Raw genomic sequence first — 25,818 nt, 5'->3', positions numbered from 1 at the left:
GCCACTCTAATCAGGGTCGGGCGTTCAGAAGGCGCGCCGCTTCGTCAATGGTGATATCTGCCGCCAATAGCCGTCCGAAGCGCGATGGTCCAGCCCCGTCTTGCGGAAACGGCTCTTGCGCATAAAGATCGTAGTGGCCTGCTGAACGCGCCAGCAGCGTATGGGGCAACGGTGCAAGTGCTGCGCATGATTTGGCGCATCCCGTGATGTGAACGGATGACCTTCCGGAAGTTAATTGTGCCGCCAGTTTTCTGCCGTCGGCTTGAGTGTCCGCCAGCGCGGAGGCGCATCCATTTGCCCCCGAACAGGCACGAAGCCGCGCGTTTGGGGTTTCGGCTGTTGTTTCGAGGCTGAGCGAACGAAGTTTTTCAGTTACTTCACCGGTTCGGGTTTCGGTCACATAAGGCAGGATAACGCCCTGCCACGGAGTTAGCCGCAGTTCGCGTTTTCCGCTCTCGGAGAGGTCTGCCAGACCCGTTAGTTGGCGTGGCGTCAGCCGTCCCATGAGCGGCATCGCGCCGATATAAATCGACCCATCGCGTTGCCGGTTCGGCCCGAGATGCGAAAAGGGTGTCACTGCCTTGCGTTTCCAGTCTGCGGCAGAACGAATGGGAAAGGGCAGTTCGCTGTTCAAATAGGCCAGAAAGTTCGCTGGCGAAACGACCTCAAACAGATGTTTCATCCGTGCAAAACTGCCATGGCGTAAAAACCGGTGCAGCAACGCTTCGATGAAGGGCAGGGCGTGTCGCTCGTCTATGGCCCCCAGCGCGAATTTATCGGGAGAGGAAGCAAGGCCAAAGGCATAGGTTTCCCGATCGATGGCCGAAAGCCAGATATCGCCCGGATGGGAAACCATTGCGCAGTCCTCGCCGCCGTCAATCTGCAAGGAGAACTTCGGCGACAAGGCATAGAAAGCCTTATTCGCCTGCAGCATGTTCAGCAGGGACGAGGCCAGTTGCGTGACATCGCATATCTGGCCCCGGTCAATGCCCGCCGTGGGACTGACCATCACATTGCGAATATCGTCGGCGCCGGGATTTTCTGCTCCAAGCCCGGCGGCGTGCAGCGCTGTGACAACATCGTCCCAGTGTTTGGGCGCAATCCCGCGCAACTGGATATTGGAGCGAATCGACAGCTCTATCGCGCCTGCATCGAAGCGTTCCGCTATAGCTGCAATCGAACGGGCCTGATCGGCAGACAGGCGGCCTAGCTTCAATTTTATGCGGGCAATCGCGCCGTCTTTCGCCATCACCATGCGTGAAAGGCCGGGACAGGCATTGCGCCTGTCGGTCTGGACTTGCAGCGTTTGAGTGGTTTGCTGGCTCGACATTTCAGCCTTATACGCCTTGCCGCTTGCACTTGCTACTGCCCCGCCATACGAACAGGGAAAAGGAGCATCGCGCATGGCACGCTGGCTGACAGTGATCGGGATCGGTGAGGATGGGTTTGACGGCCTTGGGAAAACGTCCCTCGCGGCTATCGCTTCGGCCAAGGTCATTTTTGGCGGCAAGCGCCATCTGGATTTTCTGAGTGATGAGATCACAGCCGAGCGCGTGACGTGGCCATCTCCATTCGATGAAGCTTTCGCGAAGATCGAGGCGTATCGCGGCCAGCCAGTCGTTGTGCTGGCGAGCGGCGACCCGATGTTCTTTGGAGTAGGCGCAACTTTGGCCCGGCATTTTTCGCCGGACGAAATGCTTGTACTGCCACATCCGTCTTCGCTCTCACTGGCTGCGGCACGGATGGGCTGGCCGCTTCAGGATGTGCGCACAGTCAGCGTGCACGGCCGGCCGTTTGAACTGCTGCTTCCGCATATCCTGCCCCGCGAGAAACTTCTCGTGCTCAGCAATGACGGCTCGACGCCAGCAAAAGCGGCGGCGATCCTCAGGGACAAGGGTTTTGGCCACAGCCTGATGATCGTGCTTGAGCATATTGGCGGCTCCAAGGAACGCCGGATAGAGGACACAGCAGACAGCTGGTCACAGGAGCGATGTGCCGATCTGAATGTTCTGGCGATTGAATGCATCGCTGCGCGGGAAGCGAACGTGTTTTCGCCGGTCGCCGGTCTGCCCGATGAAGCGTTTGAGAATGACGGACAACTGACCAAGCATGACATTCGTGCCGTCACGCTGTCGCGACTGCAACCGTTACCGCGCCAACTGCTTTGGGATGTTGGTGCGGGTTGCGGCTCGATCGGCATCGAATGGATGCGTGCCCATCCCTCATGTCGGGCGATTGCGATCGAGGCCAACGAACAGCGGCAGGCAATGATCGAGCGAAATTGCGCAGCATTGGGCGTTCCCGGTTTGCAGTTGGTCAGGGGAGAGGCCCCTTTTGCGCTGGAAGGGCTGGAAGCGCCGGACGCGATCTTCATCGGCGGCGGCGTAACGGATGACGGCGTGCTAGAAGCCTGCTGGAATGCCCTGAAGCCGGGAGGCAAGCTGGTTGCCAACGCCGTGACCTTGCAAAGCGAAATGCTGCTTTTCAACTGGCGTGAGAAGCGCGGAGGCGAACTGACGCGGCTGTCGGTCGCGCAGGCCGGGGCCCTTGGCTCTTTCGATGTCTGGCGGCAGGCACTGCCCGTCACAATTTATTGCGGGTTCAAGCAAAAATGATGACTTGAATAGTCATGTTATATTCGGGTAAGGCTGGGGAAACTGTTTCCCAAAGGAGGACGGGGCATGTCCGAACTCAACGCCAATACCCGCTTTGCGCTTGCCAATGCCGGTCATGTGCTCAACCAGCTTCTGGATCATTTTGTCGAGCATGCCGACGTGCATCGTCAGGGAAGCACGGCCAAACTGATGCTGAGCTTCGGTCAGGCGGATGTGCAATGGGACGATGAGACGGTCAGCGTCGACGTCACCAGTGAGGACGAAACCGGCCTTGCCTATATGAAATACTCCATCGCCGAGCATGTGCTGGAGTTTCTCGACAAGGGCAGCGCCAAACCCAAGATTGTCTGGGAAGGCGATGTGGCTGCCGGACTGCCGCTACCCTATTTTCGTGAGATGCAGGTCGTTGCGGTGTCGAACGTAACGCCGCATATGCGCCGTGTCCGCTTGAAAGGCGAAAACCTGTCCCGCTTCTCGCAGCTCGGTCTCCATATCCGCCTCCTGTTTCCGCCAGAAGGTCTGGCCAAGCCGCAATGGCCCACGACCGGCGAGGATGGACGTCCGGTCTGGCCGGATGGCGAAGCCAAGCTTGCGACACGTGTCTATACGATCCGCAACATCGATACCGTCGCCGGGTGGGTGGATATCGATATGGTCGTTCACGGCGATGATTGCGACGCTCCGGGTTCCAGTTGGGCTGTCAGCGCCAAGCCGGGGGATATTGTCGGCATGACGGGTCCGGGCGGCGGCGATGCGGGCGATGCGAAGTGGTATCTGCTTGCCGGTGACGAAACTGCTTTGCCCGCTATCGGGCGCATTCTGGAGCGATTGCCGGAAGGCACCAAGGCGGTCGTGCGTGTCGAAATAGGCAACGCTTCGGAACAGCAGGAACTTTTCTCACGCGCCGATGTCGATTTGCAGTGGCTGAACCGCAACGACGCGGAGGCTGGGACGACGACACTGTTGCAGGATGCCGTGCGGGCGGTCGAATTGCCGGAAGACGAAGACGATATTTACGTCTGGGTCGGTTGCGAGTTCAACGCATTCCGGTCAATCCGCACCTATATGCGCAAGGAGCGCAATGTTCCTAAAGACCGCCAGTTGATTGTCGCCTATTGGCGGCGCGGGCAGGATGGCGACTCGCCACGCAAGTCCGAAGATTGATGCAATGAAAAAGGGGACCGAAGTCCCCTTTGTTTTTTGCGTAACTTGAACCCGGCCGCTTCTGCCTACCTGCGGAAGCCTTCGCTCGCCCGCATCAGGTTCTTCGTATAGTCGGCCTGGATATTGCCGCTGACCAGATCATCTGCCTGCAACTGTTCCACAACCTCTCCATTGCGCATGACGGCGAGCCGGTCGCACATGTGGGTGACGACGCCAAGGTCGTGGCTGACCATGACAAAGGTGAGATTGCGGTCGCGGCGAACCTGTTCCAAGAGGTTCAGCACTTCCGCCTGAACCGAAGCGTCGAGCGCCGAGGTCGGCTCATCGAGAAGCAGAATGCTCGGTTCGACGATAAGGGCGCGCGCAATGGCGATGCGCTGGCGCTGCCCGCCCGAAAGCTGATGCGGATAGCGGAAGCGAAAGCCGGAGCCGAGGCCGACTTCGTCCAAGGCCTTCACGATGCGCTGTTCCGTGTCGCCGACGCCGTGGATGGCGAGCGGTTCCAGCAGCAGGCGATCCACGGTCTGACGCGGATGCAGCGAGCCATAGGGGTCCTGAAAAACCATCTGGACATTGCGATAGAATGCCTTGTCACGCGGTGTCTTCAGCAATTGCCCGTCTATACGGATTTCGCCGTCTTCGACAGGCGCCAGCCCCGCAACAGCGCGCAGAAGCGTAGACTTGCCGGAGCCGGACTCACCTACGAGACCGTAGGATTCGCCGCGGGCCACTTCGATGCTGACCGACTTCAGTGCGTGGAAATGATCGAAATAAACGTCGATGTTATCGACGCTCAGTGCAGATGCCGTGCTCATAGCTTTCCCGGTCATAGCTTCCATGCCTCCTCACGCTGCAAGGTTGGCAGGGGATGGCGATCGGCTCCGATTTTCGGCATGCAGTTCAGCAATCCTTGCGTATAGGGATGTTTCGCATTGGCGAGGTCTTTTGCCGCGATTTCCTCCACGATCTTGCCCGCATACATCACGATGACGCGGTCGCAGAAGGAGGAAACGAGGCGCAGGTCGTGGCTGACGAAGATTAGCCCCATGCCGCGTTCGGCCACCAGCTTGTCCAGAATGCCTAGCACTTCCAGCTGAACCGTCACGTCGAGCGCCGAAGTCGGCTCGTCGGCGATCAGCATTTCTGGTTCGGCGACCAGCATCATGGCGATCATGACGCGCTGGCCCATGCCGCCCGAAACTTCGTGCGGATAAAGGCTCATGACGCGTTCAGGATCGCGGATTTGCACGGCCTCAAGCATGGCGATGGAGCGCTTGCGGATTTCCTCGCCGCTGAACTTGCCGTGGGCCTTCAGCGTTTCGGCAATCTGCTTGCCGATGGTCATGACGGGATTGAGCGAATATTTCGGGTCCTGCAACACCATGGCGATGCGGCCGCCGCGCAGGGCACGGCGTTCGCGTGCCGAGGCATTCAGAAGATCAATGCCGTCGAACTCGAGTTTCCTGGCGGTAATCTTCGCATGTGGCGGGGTCAGCCCCATGATGGCGCGGCCGGTCTGGGACTTGCCGGAACCGGATTCGCCCACGATGCCGAGGCGTTCACGGCCAAGCTCGAAGCTGACGCCACGCACGGCCTCGATTGCGCCTGTGCGCGTGGGGAAGGTGACGCGCAGGTCTTCAACGGTCAGAAGCGGCTTCATTGGTTGTTACCCCGCGGATCGAGCGCATCGCGCAGGCCATCGCCCAGAAGATTGAAGCCGAGGCTGACGATGAGGATCGCGATGCCTGGCATGGCGGCTACCCACCATTGGTCGAGGATGAAGCGGCGACCGGAAGCGATCATCGCGCCCCATTCAGGCAGCGGCGGCTGCGCGCCGAGGCCCAGGAAGCCGAGACCGGCGGCGGTGAGGATGATGCCCGCCATGTCGAGGGTCACGCGGACGATCAGCGACGAGGTGCAGAGCGGCATGATGTGGCGCACCACGATGCGGATCGGCGAAGCGCCCATCAGGCGAACGGCGGAGATATAATCCGAGTTGCGCACAGTGAGCGTTTCCGCACGCGCAATACGTGCATATGGCGGCCACGAGGTGATCGCGATGGCGATGATGGCATTTTCGATGCCGGGTCCAAGAGCGGCAACGAAGGCCAGCGCCAGGATGAGCTTCGGGAAGGCAAGGAAGATGTCGGTGATACGCATCAGCACGGCATCGACCCATCCACCAGCATAACCGGCAACGGTGCCGACCAGAAGGCCGATGGGCGCGGCGATGATGGCAACCAGCAACACCACATAAAGGGTGAGGCGGGAGCCATAGATGAGACGCGAAAGAATATCGCGTCCCTGATCGTCGGTGCCGAGCAGATAGCCGGGCGATCCCGGAGGCAGGAGACGAGCATTGGCCAGATCGCCGACGACCGGCGAATGCGGCGCCAGCACATCAGCCAAAGCTGCAACGACAAGAAGGCCGATGATGATGAGCAGACCGAGAACGGCCAGCTTGTTGGCGGTGAAGCGCCGCCAGACCATATAGGCACGGCCGAGGCGGGCTTGGGTGCGTGATTGTGGACGCTCTGTGAGCAGCCATTCGCGCCATGAAAGGTTGGAAGTATCTGTCATTTGGCTCATCGTACGCGCGTCCTTGGATCGAGAAACCGATAAAGAAGATCGGACACGAGGTTGAGCGCGATAAAGACCGACCCGATGACGATGGTGCCACCGAGAACGGCATTCATATCAGCGTTTTGAAGGGAATTGGTGATGTAGAGGCCGAGGCCCGGCCAGGAGAAGATGGTTTCGGTCAGAACCGAACCTTCCAGAAGCCCGGCATAGGAAAGCGCAATCACGGTCACGAGCGGCACGGCGGCATTGCGCAGTGCGTGGCCCCAGATGATGCGGGTTTCGGAAATGCCCTTGGCGCGCGCCGCAACGATATATTCCTGTTCCAGCTCGTTAAGCATGAACGAACGGGTCATGCGGCTGATATAGGCAAGCGAGAAATAGCCGAGCAAGGCCGATGGCAGGATAAGGTGGGAGACAATATCCCTGAGGGCTGCCCAGTCGCGCTGGAGGATTGCGTCGATCACATAGAAACCGGTAATCGGCGTGAAGGTATATTCGAATGTGATGTCGATACGTCCGGGACCGGAGGTCCAGCCCAGTCGCGCATAGAAGATCAGCAGCGCAAGCATGCCGAGCCAGAAGATCGGCACCGAATAGCCGACCAGGCCGATCACGCGCACAATCTGGTCGACGAGGCTGCCGCGCTTGACCGCGGCGAGAACGCCGAGCGGAATGCCGAACAGCGCACCGATGATCGTGCCGACGGTGGCAAGTTCCATCGTGGCCGGGAACACGCGGCGAATATCGGTCATGACGGGGTTGGTCGTCAGCACCGATGTGCCGAAGTCGCCTTGGAGGACGCCCTTCACGTAAAGGAAAAACTGCTGGTAATAGGGCAGGTTGAAGCCCATTTCTTCCCGCACGCGCCCCACGACATGCGCAGGCGCGCGATCACCGACGATGGCCAGCACGGGGTCGATCGGCACGACGCGTCCGATAAAAAAGGTTACGGCCAGAAGGCCGAGATAGGTCGTGATGACGATACCCAGAAAACTGGCTATCGACACGGCAAGGGCCGCTCCGCGCCGTGGCGCCCGCCTTACCTTTTTGGTGGTTCCAGTGTTACTCAATGTTTTGACCGCTTCCGACAGTGAGAGCCTGCTCCAAAAGTCGCGCTTTGAGTGGCTGCAAATGGCGATTTTTTGCGTTCCGGTGCTCATGTACCTTTAAGTACGCTCCGCCCCGGTACTCAAAATCACCATATTCGCACACGTGCCGCCTTTTTGTTTCAGGCTCAGAGAGCGTTTCAGGACATCTGTCGTTCCGGAAAGCCGGATCGGCAGCGCTGAAAATTTCGTGGAGCGGCTTTCTTTTTGATTCAGAAAACCGCTCCATCCTGTTGATTTAAAGCCGTTTCGGCGCGTGGTGATTTCACGCGCCGAAGCAACGCCGATTATTCCTTGCTGACGGGGGCCAGGAAGTTGGAGTCGAATGTCGGGCCGAGCTTGTAGCCCTTCACATTGCCGCCGATGCCGGCAACTTCAACCTGCTGGAACAGCATGACGAACGGGCTCTGGTCGAGCGCTTCCTGCTGGAGCTTCTTATATTCCTCGGCACGCTTGTCGTTGTCGCGTTCCAGAAGAGCGGCCTGCGTCTGCTTGGTCAGTTCCGGAATATCCCAGGCGTTGCGCCATGCAAGCGTCTTGGTCGATGCGTCGTCGCTGTTATCCGGGTTGCTGGTGAAAGCTTCAGCGTTGGAGTTCGGGTCCCAATAATCCATGCCCCACTGGCCGATATACATATCGTGGTTACGGGCACGATATTTGGTCAGTGTCTGCTTGCCGTCGCCGGGGATGATTTCGATCTTCACGCCAGCCTGTGCAGCGGTCTGCTGGAAGGATTCGGCAATGCCGGTGACCGGCTGGCCGTTACGCACGTCGAACGTGACCGAAAGACCGTCCTTCAGGCCAGCCTTGGCAAGCAGTTCCTTCGCCTTGGCTACGTCCAGCTTGTAAGGAGCGGCATCGAGAGCGCCGAGAACGCCCTTGGCCTGATAGGTCTGGCGGATTTCACCAATGCCCTTGATGAGCGTCGAGCCGATCGCATCGTAATCGACCAGATATTTGAACGCTTCGCGAACTTCCGGCTTGGCCAGATTTGCGTTTTTCTGGTTGAGGCTGATGTAATAGACCGTGCCCTTGGCGGCGCTGGCCGTAGTGAGCTTGTCGTTCTTCAGAACGGCTTCATAGTCGCCCGGTTCCAGATTGCGCGCCACATCGACGTCACCGGATTCGAGCATCAGGCGCTGCGTCGCGCTTTCCTTGACGTGGCGATAGAAGACGCGCTTGAGCTTGGCCTTTTCGCCGTAGAAATTGTCGTTGCGTTCCAGAATGACGACTTCATTGGCGCGCCATTCGCGGATCACGAACGGGCCGGAGCCTGCCGACTTGGTTTTCAGCCATGCATTGGCATAATCGGTTTCGTATTTGTAGTCGTCGGTCGGCGTAACCTTCTCGGCATGTTCTTCGAGAAGCTTCTTGTCGACGACTGCGGCGACGGTCGCGGTCAGGCAGTTCAGCACGAAGCTTGGTGCATATGGCTTGTCCACGGTGAAGACGAAGGTGTTGTCATCGACGGCTTTCGCCTTTTCGTTGACGTTATCCTTCGTCAGCCCGAACTGGGTCAGGATGAAGGCCGGGCTCTTGTCGAGACGCACGGCCCGCTCGAAGGAGTATGCCACGTCGGCAGAAGTGACCGGATTGCCGGAAGCGAACTTGATGTCCTTCTTCAGCTTGAACGTATAGGTGAGGCCGTCATCGGAAACGGTCCAGCTTTCGGCGACGCCAGGCACGACTTTTGACGTGTCGTTGATGTCGAGACGAACGAGCATGTCGTAGGCGTTACCGATGAACTCAGCCGGGCTCAGTTCGAAGGATTCGGCCGGGTCCAGCGTGATGGTGTCATCAATGGCCCAGGCCTGGACCAGCGTATCGGCAGGCGTGGCCGACAAGGCCGGATTTGCGGCCAGCACGGCCGCAAGCGCTGCACCTGCGGCCAGAATACGAAAACGTCCGAAATGCATCATGTTAGAGTTCCCTTCCTGTGATTTTGTATGGGATTTTGTCTTTGTTCTTGTGCGTCCTGTTACGAAAACCGTTCACAGTATGCGCTCCAGATCACGCTGCTTCGTGCCAGGCCTGTTTCAAAACACGTATCCAGTTGTCCCGGCAAATTTTTGCCAGCTCTTTTTCACCATATCCCGCTTTCTGCAAAGCGGCGACAAGGTTTTGCGTGCCTGCTGCATCGCCGATTTCGGCTGGAATTGTTGCGCCGTCATAGTCCGAACCGAGCGCAACACAATCGATGCCCATCCGTTCGACCATGTAATCCACGTGGCGAACCACGTCGGAAAGCGGCGTGCTGGCGTCTTCCTTGCCATCGGCGCGCAGCATCGTCGTGGCGTAGTTCAATCCGGCAAGGCCCTTGCTCTCGCGAATGGCGTCAAGCTGACGATCGGTCAGATTACGCGCGACAGGGGTGAGGGCGTGCGCGTTGGAGTGGCTGGCGACCAGCGGTTGATCGCTCAGTTTCGCCACATCCCAGAAGCCTTTTTCGGTAATATGCGCGAGGTCGATCAGAATGCCCTTGGCGTTGCATGCCTTGATCAGACGCTTGCCCGCATCGGTCAGGCCGGGGCCGGTATCCGGGCTCATCGGATAGGCGAATGGAACGCCGTGCGCAAAAATGTTGTTGCGGCTCCAGACCGGCCCCAGCGAACGCAGGCCCGCGGCGTAAAAGACTTCAAGTGCTACCAGATCTTCATCGATGGCCTCGCAGCCTTCCATGTGCAGCACGGCGGCAAATGTGTCGCTGTCCAGCGTCTCGTCGAGGTCGCGACCGTTGCGGCAGAGCTTCCAGCCTCCGGTGGCTTCAAGCCTCAGTGCGATGGCAGCCATATCGAGAGCGATATCAAGGGAAGGGCTGCGTTCCAGCGGTGGCGAAAGCGGCGTTTCGTAATGACCGTTGGCATCGGGTTTGCCCAGTTCGATATGCTCGCCTGAAGGAATGTAGATGGCGCATATTCCGCCGGCGAGACCGCCTTTGCGCGAGCGAGGCAGGTCGATATGGCCGATCTCTGTCCCGTCGATAAATTCCCTGATCGGGTCGTCGCCCTTGCGGGCATTTTCCCAAAGCCGCAGAAGGACATCGTTATGTCCATCAAAAACGCGCTGCATTCTTTCATTCCTGACTGCATGGCCTGCGGAAGCAGAACCACCTATCCAAGTGTTCGGGCGCTGGAGAACGGCAGGTAAGACAACCTCCCGATATGGTGGTTTAGCTTTTGCTCTTATTGTTCCCCGCAATCCACTACCGATTTATAAGCGGTGAGTGCCTGTCGGAGTCAAGCCATCGAATGACGCAGCCAAACTGCGAAATGAAGATAAATTTATGCAAAACGAAAGGGCTGCGCCATGAAACGCAGCCCTTTGTGCAAAAGACGAATTGCTTGATGCGAAAACAGAATGAAGTTTCGCATCCCGTCTGCGGATCTAGAACTTGTAGTTCAAGCCGGCCTTGATTGAATGGTTCTTCAGGTTGTTGCGCTGTTCCACGCCGTTGACGCGGGACTTCACGTCGCCGAAGCGCTGGAAGTCATACTCGGCCTTGACGGAAAGCGGGCCGGTCAGTGCCTGCTCGACACCTGCGCCGATCAGCGCGCCGCCTTCCCAGCCTGGAGCGGAAGTCGTGTTGTCCTTGGCCTTGAAGCGCGTCACGCCGTAGCCAGCCGTGCCATAAACCAGCGTCTTGTCGAAAGCATAGCCGACCTTGCCCTTGGCATTGCCGTTCCAGGACTGCTGGAGGCTGCCGCCATGGCCGATGCGATGCTCCGCTTCGGCGAAGTTGCCTTCGAGTTCTGCACCGAACACGACATTGCCGCTCTGCATGTTCTTGCCGACGACGACACCGCCCAAAGCGCCAGTGCGGTTGGTGAAGGGACCGGGGATCTTGGACGAAGAAGCGCCGATCTGCGCGCCGATATAATTGCCGGACCAGTCATGCGGGCCGCTGGCAACCGGATCGTTATAGGAATAATCGGTTGCTCCCATCATGTCGGCAGCGAAGGCCGAACCTGCAAAAGCAACGATTGCGGCGCCAAGCGCCACTGCGGTGATAGAACGCTTTAACATTTTTTACTCCGATTTTCCCGTCCGAAAACGCTGGCGGGAAACATGCCTGAATTCATTATTGCCATCGAAAGGCCTTGCCTTCGCTCTGGCTTCCGTCTCACCTCTGATTGTGTCCAAATTTAAGAAAATTCGAGCGATTTCCACGCATAGCGCAACCATTCTTTGCGCTATGCTTAACAATCGGTAACTGCTTGGTGCCGGAGTTTGTGTCAGATCAATCCAAGCCCGCGGAAGCTCGCATGGCCGTGCTTCCCGACGATGACATGGTCGTGCACCGTGATGTTGAGCGCCTTGGCGGCATTGACGAGCTGCTTCGTCATGTCGATGTCGGCGCGTGATGGTGTCGGGTCGCCGGAGGGGTGATTGTGCACCAGAATAATGGCCGTCGCAGAAAGTTCCAGCGCCCGTTTGATAACCTCACGCGGATAGACTGGCGTGTGGTCGACCGTGCCGGTCTGCTGCACTTCATCGGCAATCATCTTGTTCTTCTTGTCGAGGAACAGGATTCTGAACTGCTCTCGGGTCTCGTAAGCCATGGCGGTGGTACAATATTCGATCACCTTGTTCCATGAGCCGAGCACTTCCCGCTCCATGACCGTGCTGCGCGCGCTTCGCTTGGCGACGGCTTCCACAAGCTTGAGTTCATGCGCGACGGTGGGACCGGCGCCGGGAACTTCGGCAATCAGCTTCTCGGGTGCGGCCAGCACTTCGGCAATCGTGCCGAACCGGGTCAAAAGCGCCTTGGCAAGCGGTTTGGTGTCGGCGCGGCGAATAGCCCGAAACAGCAGCATTTCGAGCAATTCATAGTCAGCCAGCGCATCGGGAGTTTCCCTGAAGCGCCGTTTGAGACGATCGCGATGTCCGGCGTAATGCGGCTTGTCGATTTTGGGCGCTAATTGCAGCGTGTCGCTGAAGCCGAGCAACTGCGCGTTACCCGGCTCATTCTTGCTCTTTGCCATCCTGTTTAAACCCCCGCAAAAACAGACCAGACAATTATCGATATAATATCACTTCGACATTATCGCATGGAAGGCGGTCCGAAGACATTGGCTGGGGAGAGTGTGAATATCTCACAGCCGTCTTTCGTGACGCCTACCGTATGTTCATATTGTGCCGTCAGCGACCGATCTCGCGTGACCGCCGTCCAGCCATCGGCAAGAACCTTCACATGCGGCTTGCCGAGATTGATCATCGGCTCGATGGTGAAGATCATGCCTTCCTTGATTTCCACACCTTCATTCGGCGTGCCGTAATGAAGGATGTTCGGAGCGTCATGGAAAAGCTGTCCGACGCCGTGACCGCAGAAGTCGCGCACGACGGAACAACGCTCTCCCTCGGCATAGCTCTGGATCGCCGCACCGATTGCGCCGGTCTTGGCGCCCGGCTTGACGGCCGCGATCCCGCGCAAAAGGCTTTCATAGGTAACTTCCAGCAGCCGCTCGGCAGCGCGCTTGATTTCACCGACTGCATACATGCGGCTGGAATCGCCGTGCCAGCCATCGAGGAGGTAGGTGACGTCGATATTGACGATATCGCCTTCGCGCAGCGGCTTGTCGTTCGGAATGCCGTGGCAGACGACGTGATTGATCGATGTGCAGGTCGATTTCGTATAGCCGCGATAATTCAGCGTTGCCGGGAACGCGCCGTGATCCATGCCGAACTCGAACACGAAGCGGTCGATTTCGTTGGTGGTCACGCCCGGCTTGACGATATCGTTGAGGGCATCGAGGCAGCGCGCCGTCAGATTGCAGACCGTGCGCATGCCCTCGAAAGCTTCCGGGCCGTAAAGCCTGATCTGGCCCGTATATTTCATGGGTGCGCTTGTCGCTTCGATATAGGTTACCATCACTCGATCCGTCTCATTTACTCAATTGGCACCAGCTCGGTGGCGTCAATGCTGTTATCCGTTATGTGGCACCGAACGGCCCAGGCCTCAACCCCGGATGAACGAGCACGCTCAAAAGCTCGTGCGTAAGTGGGGTCCAGGTCGCCGGAAATACTGAATCTGCTGCAGTCGTTTCGCTGGATAATAAACAGCATCACGCCCCGATGACCAGCGGCCACGACATCGACAAGTTCATCGAGGTGTTTTGCACCGCGCGCCGTCACCGTATCGGGAAATTCGGCGAGGCCGGGCGTCCGGATGAAATGCACATTCTTGACCTCGACATAGGTCCGCTGCCGGGGACCGTCATCCAGCAGAAGATCAATGCGCGAATTCCGGCCATATTTCTGCTCGCGCTTCAGGCTCACATATCCCGCCAGATCGGGAATGAGGCCTGTCAGGATCGCTTCCTCGGCGATTCTGTTGGGCAAGCCGGTGTTCACGCCGACCAGCGTATTATCCGCTTCGACGATCTGCAGCGTATGGGCATATTTGCGATGGGGGGCATCCGAAACACTCAGCCAGACGCGGGAACCCGGAGCAGTCAGTCCGAGCATCGAACCGGTATTGGGCACGGAAGCTGTGATGAAGCGCCCGTCATCAAGCGTGACGTCGGCAAGAAATCTTTTGTAGCGGCGTTCCAGCCTGCCGGTAATCAGAGGTGTTTGGAAAATCATACGCCGATGTAGAGCAGTTCGGCGCGTATGCGAAAGGATTTTCTGATAGCTTCGCGGAAATAGTCGATAAACCAGGCCCGGGTCAGAACAGGACCTTGATGAGGTCGGCCCAGCTCATATCCGCACTGAGAGCCATTGCCGCAGCAATGAGGCCAGCGCCGAGAAAGGTGAGGGTGGTTCTTGTTTCGCTCGTCATTATTCTTCCCCATCAAATCAGTCATTTGAAACTGGGAGGAATTTCGCGGGAGAATTTGCCCGGAATGTGATGCGATGATGGCTATTCCGGGCAATTTGCGGGCATTTTACAGATAGGGTAAACGCCCGCCGCCTTTGCTAGTTTTTTACCCAGTCGAAGACGAGTTCCTCGCGAAACGCGAAGCGGACGATATGGCTTTCCACTACTTCTTCGAGGCGGGCGAGGTTTTCTTCCGAGGTTTCGACAGTCGTGGTCAGTTTTTCCGCGTCGGCTTCGAGAATCACGAGACGATTCTCGCCTAAATCGATGGTGCCGTGTTCTGGGGTGAATTCGACCGCGAATTTGTGCGCCCAATGCTTGCAAAGCTGCTGCAGATAGCGGCTGGCATGGGCGGTGGGAACGATTGCTGTTGCTTTCGACATCATGCTGTCCTTGCGAAAGGGGTGCAGCCTGGCGCGTAGCAACATCCTGGCAAATCAGCCAGTAATATTTGCGTCAATTCTAAGGGAAAAGAAAAACCAGCAATGGTACGCCCAAGGGGAATCGAACCCCTGTTTCCGCCGTGAAAGGGCGGCGTCCTAACCGCTAGACGATGGGCGCCCGTTGCTGGTGTGGGGCGCTTATAGTCAGGAAATTTCCGACATGCAAGCCCCTTTTTCACCTGTTTGTGAATAAGTTCAGACAGCGCAAAGCGGCGCATATCAAACGCTAACAGATTGAATTGTAAGGGGAAAAGAAAAACCAGCAATGGTACGCCCAAGGGGAATCGAACCCCTGTTTCCGCCGTGAAAGGGCGGCGTCCTAACCGCTAGACGATGGGCGCCCGTTGCTGGTGTGAGTGGGCTTATATTCAGGAAGGTTCTGACTCGCAAGCCCCAAAGAACACTTTTCTGAAAAAAAACGAGGGTACTGCAAAAATGGGGAAATTTTTGCGACCCGTTTTGCTACTGCCTTGAAAAATAAAGGCAAAAGAAAAAGCCGGATCATGCGATCCGGCTTCCGGTATTCCGCAGCGATGGTTCCTCAGCCCTTGCAGCGCCAGTTCCAGTCGCGTTCAGGTCCGACGTCGACGTGAACCGAAGTCGTGTGGCAGTAGGTGCCGACACCGCCGCGCCCCGGCATGGAGCGGGCGAAGCGGGCGATTTCCCATTTGGAAACGCCGTCGATCTGAATGTCGGCTGCGGCGCAGATCATATGGAGTGATTTGCGGGCGCCATTGACCTTGCGATTGTAGGAGGGGCTGCGATAGCCGGACGTCACCATCACCGGACGGCGGAAATGACGCTCCATGGTTTTCAGCATGGACACGAGCTGCGGCTTGAGACAGGCAACGTCCACCGTCTCTCGTTGTACCTTCAGGCCGTTGGGTGCGAGCCGGGCGAGGCCGGGAGCCGAAGCAAGCGTTACGTTTGCAAATTCATCGTCTTCGTTGGCATCGATATCGCTATCGTCATAGAGACTGTTGCGATGCTTGATCTCGATGCCGCCATTGGGGCGCACACCCGGCAGTGAATAATTGTAATCGTGCTTCGCGGAGGGCGAAACCGGCTTCACGACAGCAAGCTTCTTGTTTTCCGTTCTGTCGGAGCGCGTGCCGGTCGATTCGTCGGAGAAAAGCCGGGCAATACTGCCTTGTGAGGCCGTTGGGCGCTGCGGCGAGGCGTAAGCGCTCTTGGTGGAACCAAACAGGGAAGCGACCTGAACCGGCTTTTCAGCCTCGGCAGGCTTTGCAGTTGGTGTCTGCTGCGGTTCCGCTGCCTCGGCTGTCTTTTCTTCCTTTGCCTGTTCCTGCGGCTTCTTCGCGGTTTCGGCTGGAGCCGCTTCCGCGGGCTGTTCCGCAGCTTGAGCCGGTTCCGGCGCTGCGGGCTTGCTGCCGCCAAACATGCCAAAGAGCGATGTGCTCTTCGGCTGTTGCGGGGCGAGGGCGGCGACCTCCGTCGGCTGCTGCTTGGCGGCCGCAGCAGTTTCGGCCAGCTTCGCCTGCACCTTATTATTGGTGTTTGTCGCCTCTGCCACAACGGCAGTCTTTGTTTCGCCGGGCTTTGCTTCCGCTTTTTTCTCTTCCGTGGAGGAGGCCGCCGGAGCCTCGGCGGCGGCTGTCTGGTCAGCGGCGCTTTGCAATGTGTCCGCAATGACGGAGCCATCGGTGGCCGAGGTCATCTGAAGCGGCTTGCCGTCAAGGCCCGTACCCGTTGACGTGCAGGACGTGACAAGAAGCGCGAGCAAAGCCACGCTGCCTGATAGAAACCTGCCGGAGGTCCGGCGTGTAGAATGTGCAAATTTCAACAGTCTGCTCCAGCTCGATTTCCCTGACCAGTTTGGCGACCCGAATTCATCCGGGCTTACCTGGTTTCGGGAGATCGGCTCTCCCGTGCGGGGCTGACGTCACATCCAGTGGCTGATCGTCCCCACAGCTCCCGACTGTTTTTGCCGGGAAAGAAATTCAGAAATATCAGCGTGTTATGATGGTCACTTCAGAGCAATGACGCTCATTCCGCTGTAGTGGACAAATCACCTGTCGGGCAATTCGTTACCAATTTTTAAGTTTTTTAATCGCCGAGCGCAACTATGGATGCGCATATGGTGTTAAATGACTTGGCGTTTCGCGTGGAATATTCGTTTATAACGAAATATTACTTCATGTAACTCTTGGTTACATTCTCTTTCCTGTCTGGCAGGCCGGCTGGCGGCGATGCGCCGCGTCCTTTAAAGGCGAATTTCCGATTTGCGTCACTCACTTGTTGACAGGACGCCTCGACTTGGTGCTATCCCTTGCCAATTGCTTTATCTTTGTCTGGCGCTGCAAGCGACAGCGCCTTATGCGGCATCAACCGGGAACAGAAACATGACCAAGCGCACGCGGCAGATCGCCAACCTTTTGCTGGCAGCAACAGCGGCGGCGATGCTCACGGCATGCGCGGGTGGGAAAGAGTTTCAGGGCACGCCGCAGGAAGGCGCTTCGCGTACCGGTGTTTTCCCGACATTCGGCCATATGCCGAAGGCTGCGACCGCGCAAATCACCGCAGAAGAAAAGCAGCAGCTTACAACGAAGCTTGATGCCGACCGCACGCGTCTGGCGGCATCCAGAACCGGCGGCGCGGGATTCACGCCCGCCGAGGCTGCGGCCCTGCGCAAGCAGGCCCAGCAGGAAACGGACGCTACCCTGAAACAGATCGAAAGCGGGGAAGAGTAAGTCCTCTTCTTTGGTTTTTGGCGCTCATCTTATCCGAAAACCGTTTCACACTTTTCGGGATGTGCTCTAAAGACGAAAACCGCGTTCTTTGACGCGGCAACACGTCTCGACCCGATTCGAGAACAGGTGTATAGCTCCTTTGCGGCGCATACGCGCCATTACGTTCAACCCTCCACTGGAACAGGATCATGTCGGAAGAATTCCATAAAGTCCGTCGTCTGCCCCCTTATGTCTTTGAACAGGTCAACCGTCTGAAGGCATCGGCGCGAGCGGCGGGCGCCGACATCATCGATCTTGGCATGGGCAATCCCGATCTGCCGACCCCGCAGAATATCGTCGACAAGCTGTGCGAAGCAGTTCAGGACCCTCGCGCGCATCGTTATTCGGCGTCCAAGGGCATTCCCGGCCTGCGTCGTGCGCAGGCGCAATATTATGCGCGCCGCTTTGGCGTAAAGCTCAATCCGGATACGCAGGTTGTTGCCACGCTTGGCTCCAAGGAAGGTTTCGCCAATATGGCGCAGGCCATCACCGCGCCGGGCGATGTGGTTCTGTGCCCGGATCCGACCTATCCGATCCACTCCTTCGGCTTCATCATGTCGGGCGGTGTGATCCGCTCGGTTCAGGCCAAGCCGGACGAGAACTTCATCCCGACGCTTGAGCGCGGTGTGAAGCACTCGATCCCGAAGCCGATCGCGCTCATCCTCAATTTCCCGTCCAACCCGACGGCGTATGTGGCGACGCTCGATTTCTATAAAGATGTGGTGGCTTTTGCGCGCAAGCATGACATCGTCATCCTGTCGGATCTTGCCTATTCGGAAATCTATTTCGACGGCAATCCGCCGCCATCGGTGCTGGAAGTGCCGGGCGCCATGGATGTGACCGTCGAGTTTACCTCCATGTCGAAGACATTCTCCATGCCGGGCTGGCGCATGGGCTTTGCGGTCGGCAATGAACGCCTGATCGCCGCTTTGACCCGCGTGAAGTCTTATCTCGATTATGGCGCGTTCACACCGATTCAGGTGGCTGCGACAGCAGCATTGAATGGCGATGGAAGCGACATTTCCTACGTGCGCAATGTTTATAAACAGCGTCGCGACGTGCTGGTCGAAAGCTTTGGCCGTGCTGGTTGGGACGTTCCGCCGCCGGCTGCAACCATGTTCGCCTGGGTTCCGATCCCGGAACGCTTCCGTTCGCTGGGTTCGCTTGAATTTTCCAAGCTTCTGGTCGAGCAGGCCGACGTGGCTGTCGCGCCGGGTATCGGTTTCGGCGAACACGGCGACGATTACGTGCGTATCGCGCTGGTCGAGAACGAGCACCGCATCCGTCAGGCCGCGCGTAACATCAAGCGATTCCTCTCCGCCAAGGACGAGAATCTGCAGAATGTAATTCCGCTCGAAGGCCGTCGCGGATAATTTTTGAGAACGGCTTTGGGCGGCAACTCGCCGCCCGTAGCATCCCACCCGACAAACCACTCCATACAGAAGGTCGAAATAATGAGTGATGCATTACGGATCGGCGTTGCCGGCCTCGGCACCGTTGGTGCTTCGGTGTTGCGTATCCTGCGTGACAAGTCCGAAATGCTCACGCGCCAATGCGGCAAGCCTGTTACGGTTACGGCGGTCAGTGCTCGTGACCGCACAAGGGATCGCGGCATCGACCTTTCCGGCATTGCCTGGTTCGACGATCCGGTCGAGTTGGCCAAATCTGCCGATATCGACGTTTTTGTGGAATTGATCGGCGGCGAGGATGGCCCGGCCAGGGCTTCCGTCGAAGCGGCTCTGCGCGCCGGTCGTCATGTGGTCACGGCCAACAAGGCGCTGCTGGCACGGCACGGCGTTGCGCTTGCCAAGATCGCCGAGGACAAGGGCGTCCTGCTCAATTTTGAAGCCGCTGTTGCGGGCGGCATTCCGGTCATCAAGGCGATGCGTGAATCGCTGACCGGCAACACGGTTTCGCGCGTCTATGGCATCATGAACGGCACCTGCAACTACATCCTGACCCGGATGTGGGAAGAGGGAATTTCGTTCGAAGCCTGCCTCAAGGACGCGCAGCGCCTCGGCTATGCCGAAGCCGATCCGACCTTCGATATTGAAGGCAACGATACGGCGCACAAGCTGGCGCTTCTTACCAGCCTTGCCTTCGGTACGCAGATCGCTGCCGATGACATCTATCTCGAAGGCATCAGCAATATTTCGCTGGCCGATATTCGCGCCGCCGATGAGCTCGGCTATCGCATCAAGCTTTTAGGCGTCGCACAGAAGACCGATACGGGCATCGAACAGCGCGTGCATCCGACCATGGTGCCGACCTCGTCGGTCATCGCGCAGGTGCATGGTGTGACCAATGCCGTGGCAATCGAAACGGATCTTCTGGGCGAGCTGCTGCTTTCCGGTCCCGGCGCGGGCGGCAATGCGACCGCATCTGCCGTCATTGGCGACGTTGCCGATATTGCCAAGAGCCGTCCGGGCTTCCAGCATGGGCCGGTTTTCGGCACGCCCGCCAAGGCATTGCAGCCGTATAAGCGCGCCAAGATGCGCAAGCACGCGGGCGGTTACTTCATCCGCCTGACCGTGCTTGACCGTATCGGCGCTTTCGCGGCCATCGCCAAGCGCATGGCGGAAAACGACATCTCGCTGGAATCGATCGTGCAGCGTCCGCCTATGGACGACGCAGCGAAGGAAGGTATCAAGACGGTCATTCTCGTCACCCATGAGACGACCGAATCGGCTGTCAAAAAGGCGCTGGAGGCGATCCTCAAGGACGACCATCTGGTCGACAAGCCGCAGATGATCCGTATCGAGCGGGCAGGCTGACTACGGATATTCTGCTCCCTTGCGGGTTCGACGCATCCTTGTTATCAAAGCCGGGCCGGAAGCGATCCGGCTTTGATTCATTTAACGAGACAAGAACAGGAAAAGGGGGGCTGTACGATGTATGTGACGCGTCATGATCATCACCGTCAGCACGGCCCCGATTTTGCCCTGCATAAGTAACTTGTGCAGGGCGGAAAAAGACTAGGTGTCTGTTCCAAAAGTCACCATGCCGGTCTGCAAATGGCAATTCCCTACGTTCCGGTGCTCATGTACGCCCAGTACATTGCGCTCCGGTACTCGAAAATCACCATTTTCGCCACGACCTGCTGCTTTTTGATCCAGACATTGAAGCCGCTGTCTTATTCTGCCTTTTCCGGAAGGCGCGGTCATCGACCGCTGCCGGACATTCGCCAGCACATTCATGCGTATCGCGGTTTGGAAACCGGGCGTTCGTGCGTGGCAGAATTGGGCCGATTGCCATGTCTCTTGTTTCTATCCAGAATCTTTCGCTTACCCTTCATGAACCCCTCTTTGCCAATCTCGATCTCGTCATAGGCGAGGGCGAGCGCCTCGGTCTCGTTGCTGCCAACGGGCGCGGCAAGACCAGCCTTCTGCGACTTCTCGTCGGAGAAGGCGAGCCAACGCTCGGCACGATCACTCGTTCGCGTGGATTGAAGATCGGTTATGTCAGCCAATACGTTCCGGAAAGCCTTTTAGACCGCAGTTTCTACGAGGTTGTGCTGGATGGGCTCGACGAAGAAGCCCGCGATTATGAAAGCTGGCGCGCCGATATCGTTCTGGATGATCTGCGCGTGGCCGATGAATTGCGCCAGCTTCCCGTGCGCCAACTCAGCGGCGGCTGGCAGCGGCTTGCGCTTCTGGCCCGCGCATGGGTGTCGGAACCCGATGTTCTCCTGCTCGATGAGCCTACCAACCATCTGGATCTCGAAAAGGTGCGGCTTCTGGAAGACTGGCTGAACGCGCTGCCACGCTCGGTCGCGGTCGTGGTCAGCAGTCATGACCGCGCCTTTCTGGATGCGGTGACGAAGCGCACCCTGTTCCTGAGGGCGGAAAAGTCGCCCGTTTTCGCCTTGCCCTATAGCCAGGCACGGGGTGCGCTCGATGAAATCGACGCGGCGGACGCCCGGCAGTTCGAAAAGGACATGAAGACGGTCCAGCAATTGCGCCGACAGGCGGCGAAGCTCAACAATATCGGCATCAATTCCGGCAGCGACCTGCTCGTGGTCAAGACCAAGCAGTTGAAGGCGCGGGCCGACAAGATCGAGGAAAGCGCCAAGGCCGCGCATGTGGAACGCTCTGCGGGCAAGATCATCTTGAACAGCCGCGGCAGCCACGCCAAGGCGCTGGTTGTTCTCGATCAGGCTGAGATTGCGACGCCGGACGGAAGGCTGCTCTTCAAGACCGGACAGCTCTGGATCAATCCGGGCGACCGTATCGTCCTGCTGGGCGCCAACGGCATGGGCAAGACGCGGCTGCTGACGCTGGTCCGTGGGGCCATTCTTGCCCCCGAACGGGCCCAGACAGGGATCAAGGCGACGCCGTCTCTCGTGCTCGGATATAGCGATCAGGCCCTGTCGGAACTCCGTCCGGACTGGACACCGTTCGAGACGATTGCCAGACGCTTCGATATTGGCGACCAGCGGACGCGCTCCCTGCTCGCCGGTGCGGGCATGACGCTTGAAATGCAGGCCAAGCCGCTTGAACGACTGTCCGGCGGGCAGAAGGCGCGTTTGGCGATGCTGGTCCTGCGGCTGACCAATCCAAACTTCTATATTCTGGATGAACCGACCAACCATCTGGATATCGAAGGCCAGGAAGCGCTGGAGGTGGAACTGCTGCGCAATGAGGCGGCGAGCCTGATCGTCTCGCATGACCGCAGTTTTGTTCGCAATGTCGGCAACCGTTTCTGGGTGATCGAAAGAAAAAGACTGGTCGAAGTGGAAAGCCCGGAGTTTTTCTTCGATGCTATCGGAAGCTGAATAGCTGCAACTTCTTCAGTCGATTTAATAACTTCCGGCCGGGTGAGTGTTCACATCCGGTCGGCGGCGTGAAACGAAGCGTGTATTGCTTAAATCGATTAAGAGTTTGAGCGTACAATGTTTTTAGCTTCTCGCCCTTGCGGGGAACGGGGGACTTTGACAAAAGGTTTTCACAGTGTCGCTATAAAAGGCGGCAATTGCGGGCTTTGTGCTCCGCAACCACGCAATTCGAATTCAGGACTTTGTTCAAATGGCCAAGACCGCAGAGCAGCACCCGCATGGATTAGTCCAGGGACTCGATCGCATTCTCACACTCGAACTGGTCCGCGTGGCCGAGCGTGCAGCAGTGGCGGCGGCGAGGCTGCGTGGCCGTGGCGACGAGATGGCCGCCGATCAGGCCGCCGTTGATGCCATGCGTCAGGAATTGAATCGACTTCCGATTGCCGGCACGGTCGTCATCGGTGAAGGTGAGCGCGACGAAGCGCCGATGCTCTATATCGGTGAAGAGGTCGGCACCAAGCAGGGGCCGGACGTCGATATTGCGCTTGATCCGCTGGAAGGCACGACGATCTGCGCCAAGAACCTGCCGAACTCGCTCGCAGTCATCGCGATCGCCGAGAAAGGCAATCTTCTTTACGCGCCTGACGTCTACATGGAAAAGATCGCCGTCGGTCCGGGCTACTCGAAGGGCGTTGTGGACCTCGATGCCAGCCCGACGGACAACATTATGTCCGTCGCCAAGGCGAAGGGCGTGAAGCCGAATGAAATCACCGCCTGCATCATGGATCGCCCGCGCCATGCGCGTCTGATCGAGGAAGTGCGCGCGACCGGTGCTGCGATCCGCCTCATCGGCGATGGTGACGTGGCCGGTGTCATGCACACGACCAACCCGGACGAAACCGGCATCGACATCTATATCGGCATTGGCGGCGCGCCGGAAGGCGTTCTGGCTGCGGCAGCGCTGCGCTGCATCGGCGGCCAGATGCAGGGCCGTCTCCAGCTCAATACCGATGAAAAGATCGCCCGTGCCGCCAAGATGGGCATTTCAGACCCGAAGAAGGTCTATACGATGGAAGAGATGGCCAAGGGCGATGTGCTCTTCGCCGCGACCGGAGTGACGGACGGCAACATGCTTTCCGGCGTCAAGTTTGCCCGCGATTATATCCAGACGCACACCATCGTCATGCGTTCAAGCTCGCAGACTGTCCGCGAGATCAAGGCGCGCCATCAGGATCTGTCGAAGTTCTAGGATCTGTCGGTCCTCAGGCTTTATCAAAGGCGGCATTGCAAAATGCCGCCTTTGATATGTTCGCGTTCAGATTCAGGTTTTCGGCTTAGTTTGCAACGCCTTCAACACCAATCTTATAATGTCTGCATGAATGTCCGCACGCGGACGACGGACATCATCGCAAACAGGGTCTATCTCTCCTCCGGCTTTCAGTAATGCCGCGGCGCCTTTCTTGCATTCAGGCATGAAGCTGAAATGGTTAGCGCCAGCGATGGCGGCATAAGTTCCCTGCGGTGTGATCGATGCCAGCTTGTCAGCAGCAATTCCCGTAGGAATTGTCCCGACTTCGCCGAGATTGATGAAGTTCATGGGGATTGAAATCGATGCAAGGCTCTGTTCATCGTAGGCTTGTGCAAGTCCGGGATCGATGATTACGGCTGATGCGATGCGGCGGTCGAGATTGGATTGCTCGAAGCGTTTTTTGTCGACCGAGCGCAAATCGACCTTGTCGACCTTGATCCGCTCGTTATTTCGATAGCCGACGCCACCGGCGTACCACGCGCAATCCCACTTGTTGTAGGTATCACAATAGCGGGCATAGGATTCGAGATTGGCCCTAGCGCCAGCAATTTCCATGGCTGCTGCGCCGCCGAGCGAAAAGCCGAGAACGCTGATCCTGTCCTCGTCAATTATCGCGCGCCATTTCGGATCGGTTGTCATCGTATCGATCACCGCCGACAGGTCTCCGGTGCGCTCCCAGATTTTCGGAGTGTCCTGCGGTGTGGAATCGCCACTGGTTGTGCCGGGGTGATTGGGCGCCGCAACGATGAAGCCCGCCTTGGCCAGTTCGGTTGCAAGCCACGCCATGCCCGCAAAACGTCCGCCGGAACCATGTGACATGACGATCAGCGGAAAGCTGCCTTTTTCGGGCGGGGCATCGTTTGCTGCCGGAGCGCCTTTGAACACTTCATTGTCTCCGACAAGGGAAGTTTTGCCGCCGGTTGCGGCTGGATACCATATGCCGACTTCAAGATTGCGGCCTGTTTGCGCGTTGTTGAACCTGATTTCTCGCTGGCCGACCTCGTGCGCCTGAATGGGGGCGGCGATCAGAAGTGTGAGAACAGCAGTTATGATACGACAAGGAAACATGATTATCTCCCGTGGTTGAAAGAACAGGGAGAACGTCATCCGATTTCACGTGAACTGCGTCCTTGATCATGATTCAGGTCGTTTCCGATCGCGATTTGGGCCATGATCTGCTGTCTGCATGTTGGTCGTGTGTGCTTTATGATTTTCATTCCCTTGCCTTTCGTTTCCACACTTTTGCTTCTTCTGCTGATGGCTGTCCTGCTGCATCGGTTCGGCTGGCGCGGAGCGAACCGTTCCTTCCTGCTCGTGTTGGGATTGTGCGCGTTGCAATCACTCATCGTCGGTTTGCGCTGGGGCTATGGCATTACGGAACTGCGCTTTGTTCTGCCTGTTCTGGCCAGTTGCCTGCCGGGGCTGACGCTGATGAGTTTCAGAACCCTCATCCATCAGGCGAAAGCAGACGATAACGTTCTGGTCTGGTTTCACGCATTGCCGCCATTCGTCATTGCCGCAATGGTCTATTTCGCACCTGCTTTGATCGACGTGGCGCTGATTGGGCTTTACGTTGGCTATGCGTTTGCCTTGCTGTTGCTTGGGCGCTCTGGCCCCGATGCCTTGGATGCGGCGCGCCTCGATAGTGCGGTGGCAGCTCATCGGGCTCTTGTCATTGCCGCTGCGTCACTGTGCTTTTCTGCCTTGTTCGATTTGATAGTGGTGCTGGATTTCCAATGGCGGAAAGGCGATTATACGGCTGCGATCATCGGCAATGCCAATCTGCTGGGCCTGTTTCTCATCGGCCTGACCGCACTGGCGGCGGCTCGCGCCAAAGCTTCGCCAGAACCGGATTTCGAAACGACGCCAACGGCGCCCAGTGTCGAAATAGATCGCAATGTTCTGGATAAGGTCGAAGCGCTTTTGACTGAGCAAAAGCTCTTTCTCGATGAAAATCTGACGCTGTCGCGGCTGGCCCGGCGCGCCTCTATTCCGGCGCGCCAGATATCGGGCGCCATCAACCGGCTGACGGGCCAGAATGTTTCCCGTTTCATCAACGATTATCGAATTGCCGAAGCTTGCCGGCGGCTTGAGAAGGACGACATTTCGATAACAACGGTCATGTTCGAATCCGGGTTTCAGACCAAATCGAACTTCAATCGGGAGTTTCGGCGGGTGACGTCGCTTAGTCCGGCCGACTGGCGAGATAAAAATCGTCCGGCTTGACCGTCTGCCGCCTTTTGTGTCTTTAGAA

The 25,818-nt window shown here is 57.9% G+C and carries 22 protein-coding genes and 2 tRNA genes; 8 read left to right on the top strand and 16 right to left on the bottom strand.

Going from position 1 to position 25,818, the window contains the following annotated elements; all coding sequences use genetic code 11:
- Positions 1 to 10: 10 nt before the first annotated feature.
- Positions 11 to 1,330 (bottom strand): precorrin-3B synthase, encoded by a 1,320-nt coding sequence (cobG, locus tag J9800_RS07990; RefSeq protein WP_286191615.1) that lies wholly within the window; start codon positions 1,328 to 1,330, stop codon positions 11 to 13.
- A gap of 73 nt (positions 1,331 to 1,403) precedes the next feature.
- Here cobG and cbiE point away from each other — a divergent pair, with 73 nt between their 5' ends.
- Both cbiE and J9800_RS07980 read left to right on the top strand, forming a co-directional pair.
- The gene (cbiE, locus tag J9800_RS07985; protein WP_114216652.1) at positions 1,404 to 2,615 is read left to right on the top strand and encodes a precorrin-6y C5,15-methyltransferase (decarboxylating) subunit CbiE; all 1,212 of its coding nucleotides are present in this window, start codon (positions 1,404 to 1,406) and stop codon (positions 2,613 to 2,615) included.
- Between the two features lie 66 nt (positions 2,616 to 2,681).
- The gene (locus J9800_RS07980; RefSeq protein WP_114216651.1) at positions 2,682 to 3,779 is read left to right on the top strand and encodes a siderophore-interacting protein; all 1,098 of its coding nucleotides are present in this window, start codon (positions 2,682 to 2,684) and stop codon (positions 3,777 to 3,779) included.
- 65 nt (positions 3,780 to 3,844) lie between these two features.
- On the opposite strand, the gene J9800_RS07975 is transcribed toward J9800_RS07980, so the two are convergent.
- The 14 genes from J9800_RS07975 to J9800_RS07910 form a co-directional block, all read right to left on the bottom strand.
- Positions 3,845 to 4,594: an ABC transporter ATP-binding protein gene (locus J9800_RS07975; protein WP_286191614.1), complete on the bottom strand. Its 750-nt coding sequence runs from the start codon at positions 4,592 to 4,594 to the stop codon at positions 3,845 to 3,847.
- Positions 4,595 to 4,605: 11 nt separating this feature from the next.
- On the bottom strand, positions 4,606 to 5,439 hold the full coding sequence (locus J9800_RS07970; protein WP_114216650.1) for an ABC transporter ATP-binding protein: 834 nt from the start codon (positions 5,437 to 5,439) through the stop codon (positions 4,606 to 4,608).
- Positions 5,436 to 6,368 carry an ABC transporter permease gene (locus tag J9800_RS07965; RefSeq protein ID WP_112592393.1) on the bottom strand — a complete coding sequence of 311 codons (933 nt, stop codon included), beginning with the start codon at positions 6,366 to 6,368 and terminating at the stop codon, positions 5,436 to 5,438. Before J9800_RS07965 ends, J9800_RS07970 begins: the two co-directional genes overlap by 4 nt.
- On the bottom strand, positions 6,365 to 7,432 hold the full coding sequence (locus tag J9800_RS07960) for an ABC transporter permease (protein ID WP_114216841.1): 1,068 nt from the start codon (positions 7,430 to 7,432) through the stop codon (positions 6,365 to 6,367). Before J9800_RS07960 ends, J9800_RS07965 begins: the two co-directional genes overlap by 4 nt.
- A 323-nt stretch (positions 7,433 to 7,755) precedes the next feature.
- Positions 7,756 to 9,387: an ABC transporter substrate-binding protein gene (locus tag J9800_RS07955; protein ID WP_114216649.1), complete on the bottom strand. Its 1,632-nt coding sequence runs from the start codon at positions 9,385 to 9,387 to the stop codon at positions 7,756 to 7,758.
- 91 nt (positions 9,388 to 9,478) lie between these two features.
- Positions 9,479 to 10,537, bottom strand: a complete 1,059-nt coding sequence (locus tag J9800_RS07950; RefSeq protein WP_114216648.1) for a dipeptidase — start codon at positions 10,535 to 10,537, stop codon at positions 9,479 to 9,481.
- 315 nt (positions 10,538 to 10,852) lie between these two features.
- The gene (locus tag J9800_RS07945; protein WP_114216647.1) at positions 10,853 to 11,491 is read right to left on the bottom strand and encodes an outer membrane protein; all 639 of its coding nucleotides are present in this window, start codon (positions 11,489 to 11,491) and stop codon (positions 10,853 to 10,855) included.
- A 209-nt stretch (positions 11,492 to 11,700) separates the two neighbouring features.
- Positions 11,701 to 12,450, bottom strand: a complete 750-nt coding sequence (gene radC / locus J9800_RS07940; RefSeq protein ID WP_114216646.1) for a RadC family protein — start codon at positions 12,448 to 12,450, stop codon at positions 11,701 to 11,703.
- A 59-nt stretch (positions 12,451 to 12,509) separates the two neighbouring features.
- Positions 12,510 to 13,337 carry a type I methionyl aminopeptidase gene (map, locus tag J9800_RS07935; protein WP_114216645.1) on the bottom strand — a complete coding sequence of 276 codons (828 nt, stop codon included), beginning with the start codon at positions 13,335 to 13,337 and terminating at the stop codon, positions 12,510 to 12,512.
- Between the two features lie 17 nt (positions 13,338 to 13,354).
- Positions 13,355 to 14,053, bottom strand: coding sequence for a DNA/RNA nuclease SfsA (gene sfsA / locus J9800_RS07930; RefSeq protein ID WP_114216644.1), 699 nt, complete (start codon positions 14,051 to 14,053; stop codon positions 13,355 to 13,357).
- A gap of 333 nt (positions 14,054 to 14,386) precedes the next feature.
- Positions 14,387 to 14,671 (bottom strand): DUF2218 domain-containing protein, encoded by a 285-nt coding sequence (locus J9800_RS07925; RefSeq protein WP_114216840.1) that lies wholly within the window; start codon positions 14,669 to 14,671, stop codon positions 14,387 to 14,389.
- A 103-nt stretch (positions 14,672 to 14,774) separates the two neighbouring features.
- Positions 14,775 to 14,849, bottom strand: a tRNA-Glu gene (locus J9800_RS07920).
- 148 nt (positions 14,850 to 14,997) lie between these two features.
- Positions 14,998 to 15,072 (bottom strand) — tRNA-Glu (locus tag J9800_RS07915).
- Between the two features lie 200 nt (positions 15,073 to 15,272).
- Complete coding sequence (locus tag J9800_RS07910) at positions 15,273 to 16,535, bottom strand: YcbK family protein (RefSeq protein ID WP_210845685.1); 1,263 nt, start codon at positions 16,533 to 16,535, stop codon at positions 15,273 to 15,275.
- A 559-nt stretch (positions 16,536 to 17,094) separates the two neighbouring features.
- Here J9800_RS07910 and J9800_RS07905 point away from each other — a divergent pair.
- From J9800_RS07905 to glpX, 5 genes are all read left to right on the top strand, one after another.
- Entirely contained in the window at positions 17,095 to 17,442 is a 348-nt protein-coding gene (locus J9800_RS07905) for a hypothetical protein (RefSeq protein ID WP_114216642.1), read from the top strand.
- 188 nt (positions 17,443 to 17,630) lie between these two features.
- Positions 17,631 to 18,854 carry an LL-diaminopimelate aminotransferase gene (locus J9800_RS07900; RefSeq protein ID WP_112592380.1) on the top strand — a complete coding sequence of 408 codons (1,224 nt, stop codon included), beginning with the start codon at positions 17,631 to 17,633 and terminating at the stop codon, positions 18,852 to 18,854.
- Between the two features lie 81 nt (positions 18,855 to 18,935).
- Positions 18,936 to 20,255 (top strand): homoserine dehydrogenase, encoded by a 1,320-nt coding sequence (locus J9800_RS07895; protein WP_114216641.1) that lies wholly within the window; start codon positions 18,936 to 18,938, stop codon positions 20,253 to 20,255.
- 479 nt (positions 20,256 to 20,734) lie between these two features.
- A complete protein-coding gene (locus J9800_RS07890) occupies positions 20,735 to 22,255 on the top strand; it encodes an ABC-F family ATP-binding cassette domain-containing protein (protein ID WP_114216639.1) in 1,521 nt (506 codons plus the stop codon).
- A gap of 250 nt (positions 22,256 to 22,505) precedes the next feature.
- Positions 22,506 to 23,504 (top strand): class II fructose-bisphosphatase, encoded by a 999-nt coding sequence (glpX, locus tag J9800_RS07885; RefSeq protein ID WP_114216638.1) that lies wholly within the window; start codon positions 22,506 to 22,508, stop codon positions 23,502 to 23,504.
- A 72-nt stretch (positions 23,505 to 23,576) separates the two neighbouring features.
- On the opposite strand, the gene J9800_RS07880 is transcribed toward glpX, so the two are convergent.
- Complete coding sequence (locus J9800_RS07880) at positions 23,577 to 24,632, bottom strand: alpha/beta hydrolase family protein (RefSeq protein ID WP_114216637.1); 1,056 nt, start codon at positions 24,630 to 24,632, stop codon at positions 23,577 to 23,579.
- Positions 24,633 to 24,770: 138 nt separating this feature from the next.
- Here J9800_RS07880 and J9800_RS07875 point away from each other — a divergent pair, with 138 nt between their 5' ends.
- On the top strand, positions 24,771 to 25,790 hold the full coding sequence (locus J9800_RS07875) for a helix-turn-helix domain-containing protein (RefSeq protein ID WP_205315968.1): 1,020 nt from the start codon (positions 24,771 to 24,773) through the stop codon (positions 25,788 to 25,790).
- The last annotated feature ends 28 nt before the right edge of the window (positions 25,791 to 25,818 follow it).

This window comes from Ochrobactrum sp. AP1BH01-1 (assembly GCF_018066705.1).
Classification (GTDB): domain Bacteria; phylum Pseudomonadota; class Alphaproteobacteria; order Rhizobiales; family Rhizobiaceae; genus Brucella.
The sequence above is the reverse complement of the archived record's forward strand: the minus strand, read 5'-3'. Positions and strand labels throughout refer to the sequence as shown.

What these genes read in the sequence shown, in the direction of transcription:
- cobG (WP_286191615.1), bottom strand. Translation starts at nt 1,330, where the DNA reads ATGTCGAGCCAGCAAACCACTCAAACGCTGCAAGTCCAGACCGACAGG.
- cbiE (WP_114216652.1), top strand. Translation starts at nt 1,404, where the DNA reads ATGGCACGCTGGCTGACAGTGATCGGGATCGGTGAGGATGGGTTTGAC.
- J9800_RS07980 (WP_114216651.1), top strand. Translation starts at nt 2,682, where the DNA reads ATGTCCGAACTCAACGCCAATACCCGCTTTGCGCTTGCCAATGCCGGT.
- J9800_RS07975 (WP_286191614.1), bottom strand. Translation starts at nt 4,594, where the DNA reads ATGAGCACGGCATCTGCACTGAGCGTCGATAACATCGACGTTTATTTC.
- J9800_RS07970 (WP_114216650.1), bottom strand. Translation starts at nt 5,439, where the DNA reads ATGAAGCCGCTTCTGACCGTTGAAGACCTGCGCGTCACCTTCCCCACG.
- J9800_RS07965 (WP_112592393.1), bottom strand. Translation starts at nt 6,368, where the DNA reads ATGAGCCAAATGACAGATACTTCCAACCTTTCATGGCGCGAATGGCTG.
- J9800_RS07955 (WP_114216649.1), bottom strand. Translation starts at nt 9,387, where the DNA reads ATGATGCATTTCGGACGTTTTCGTATTCTGGCCGCAGGTGCAGCGCTT.
- J9800_RS07950 (WP_114216648.1), bottom strand. Translation starts at nt 10,537, where the DNA reads ATGCAGCGCGTTTTTGATGGACATAACGATGTCCTTCTGCGGCTTTGG.
- J9800_RS07945 (WP_114216647.1), bottom strand. Translation starts at nt 11,491, where the DNA reads ATGTTAAAGCGTTCTATCACCGCAGTGGCGCTTGGCGCCGCAATCGTT.
- radC (WP_114216646.1), bottom strand. Translation starts at nt 12,450, where the DNA reads ATGGCAAAGAGCAAGAATGAGCCGGGTAACGCGCAGTTGCTCGGCTTC.
- map (WP_114216645.1), bottom strand. Translation starts at nt 13,337, where the DNA reads ATGGTAACCTATATCGAAGCGACAAGCGCACCCATGAAATATACGGGC.
- sfsA (WP_114216644.1), bottom strand. Translation starts at nt 14,053, where the DNA reads ATGATTTTCCAAACACCTCTGATTACCGGCAGGCTGGAACGCCGCTAC.
- J9800_RS07925 (WP_114216840.1), bottom strand. Translation starts at nt 14,671, where the DNA reads ATGTCGAAAGCAACAGCAATCGTTCCCACCGCCCATGCCAGCCGCTAT.
- J9800_RS07905 (WP_114216642.1), top strand. Translation starts at nt 17,095, where the DNA reads ATGACCAAGCGCACGCGGCAGATCGCCAACCTTTTGCTGGCAGCAACA.
- J9800_RS07900 (WP_112592380.1), top strand. Translation starts at nt 17,631, where the DNA reads ATGTCGGAAGAATTCCATAAAGTCCGTCGTCTGCCCCCTTATGTCTTT.
- J9800_RS07895 (WP_114216641.1), top strand. Translation starts at nt 18,936, where the DNA reads ATGAGTGATGCATTACGGATCGGCGTTGCCGGCCTCGGCACCGTTGGT.
- J9800_RS07890 (WP_114216639.1), top strand. Translation starts at nt 20,735, where the DNA reads ATGTCTCTTGTTTCTATCCAGAATCTTTCGCTTACCCTTCATGAACCC.
- glpX (WP_114216638.1), top strand. Translation starts at nt 22,506, where the DNA reads ATGGCCAAGACCGCAGAGCAGCACCCGCATGGATTAGTCCAGGGACTC.
- J9800_RS07880 (WP_114216637.1), bottom strand. Translation starts at nt 24,632, where the DNA reads ATGTTTCCTTGTCGTATCATAACTGCTGTTCTCACACTTCTGATCGCC.
- J9800_RS07875 (WP_205315968.1), top strand. Translation starts at nt 24,771, where the DNA reads ATGATTTTCATTCCCTTGCCTTTCGTTTCCACACTTTTGCTTCTTCTG.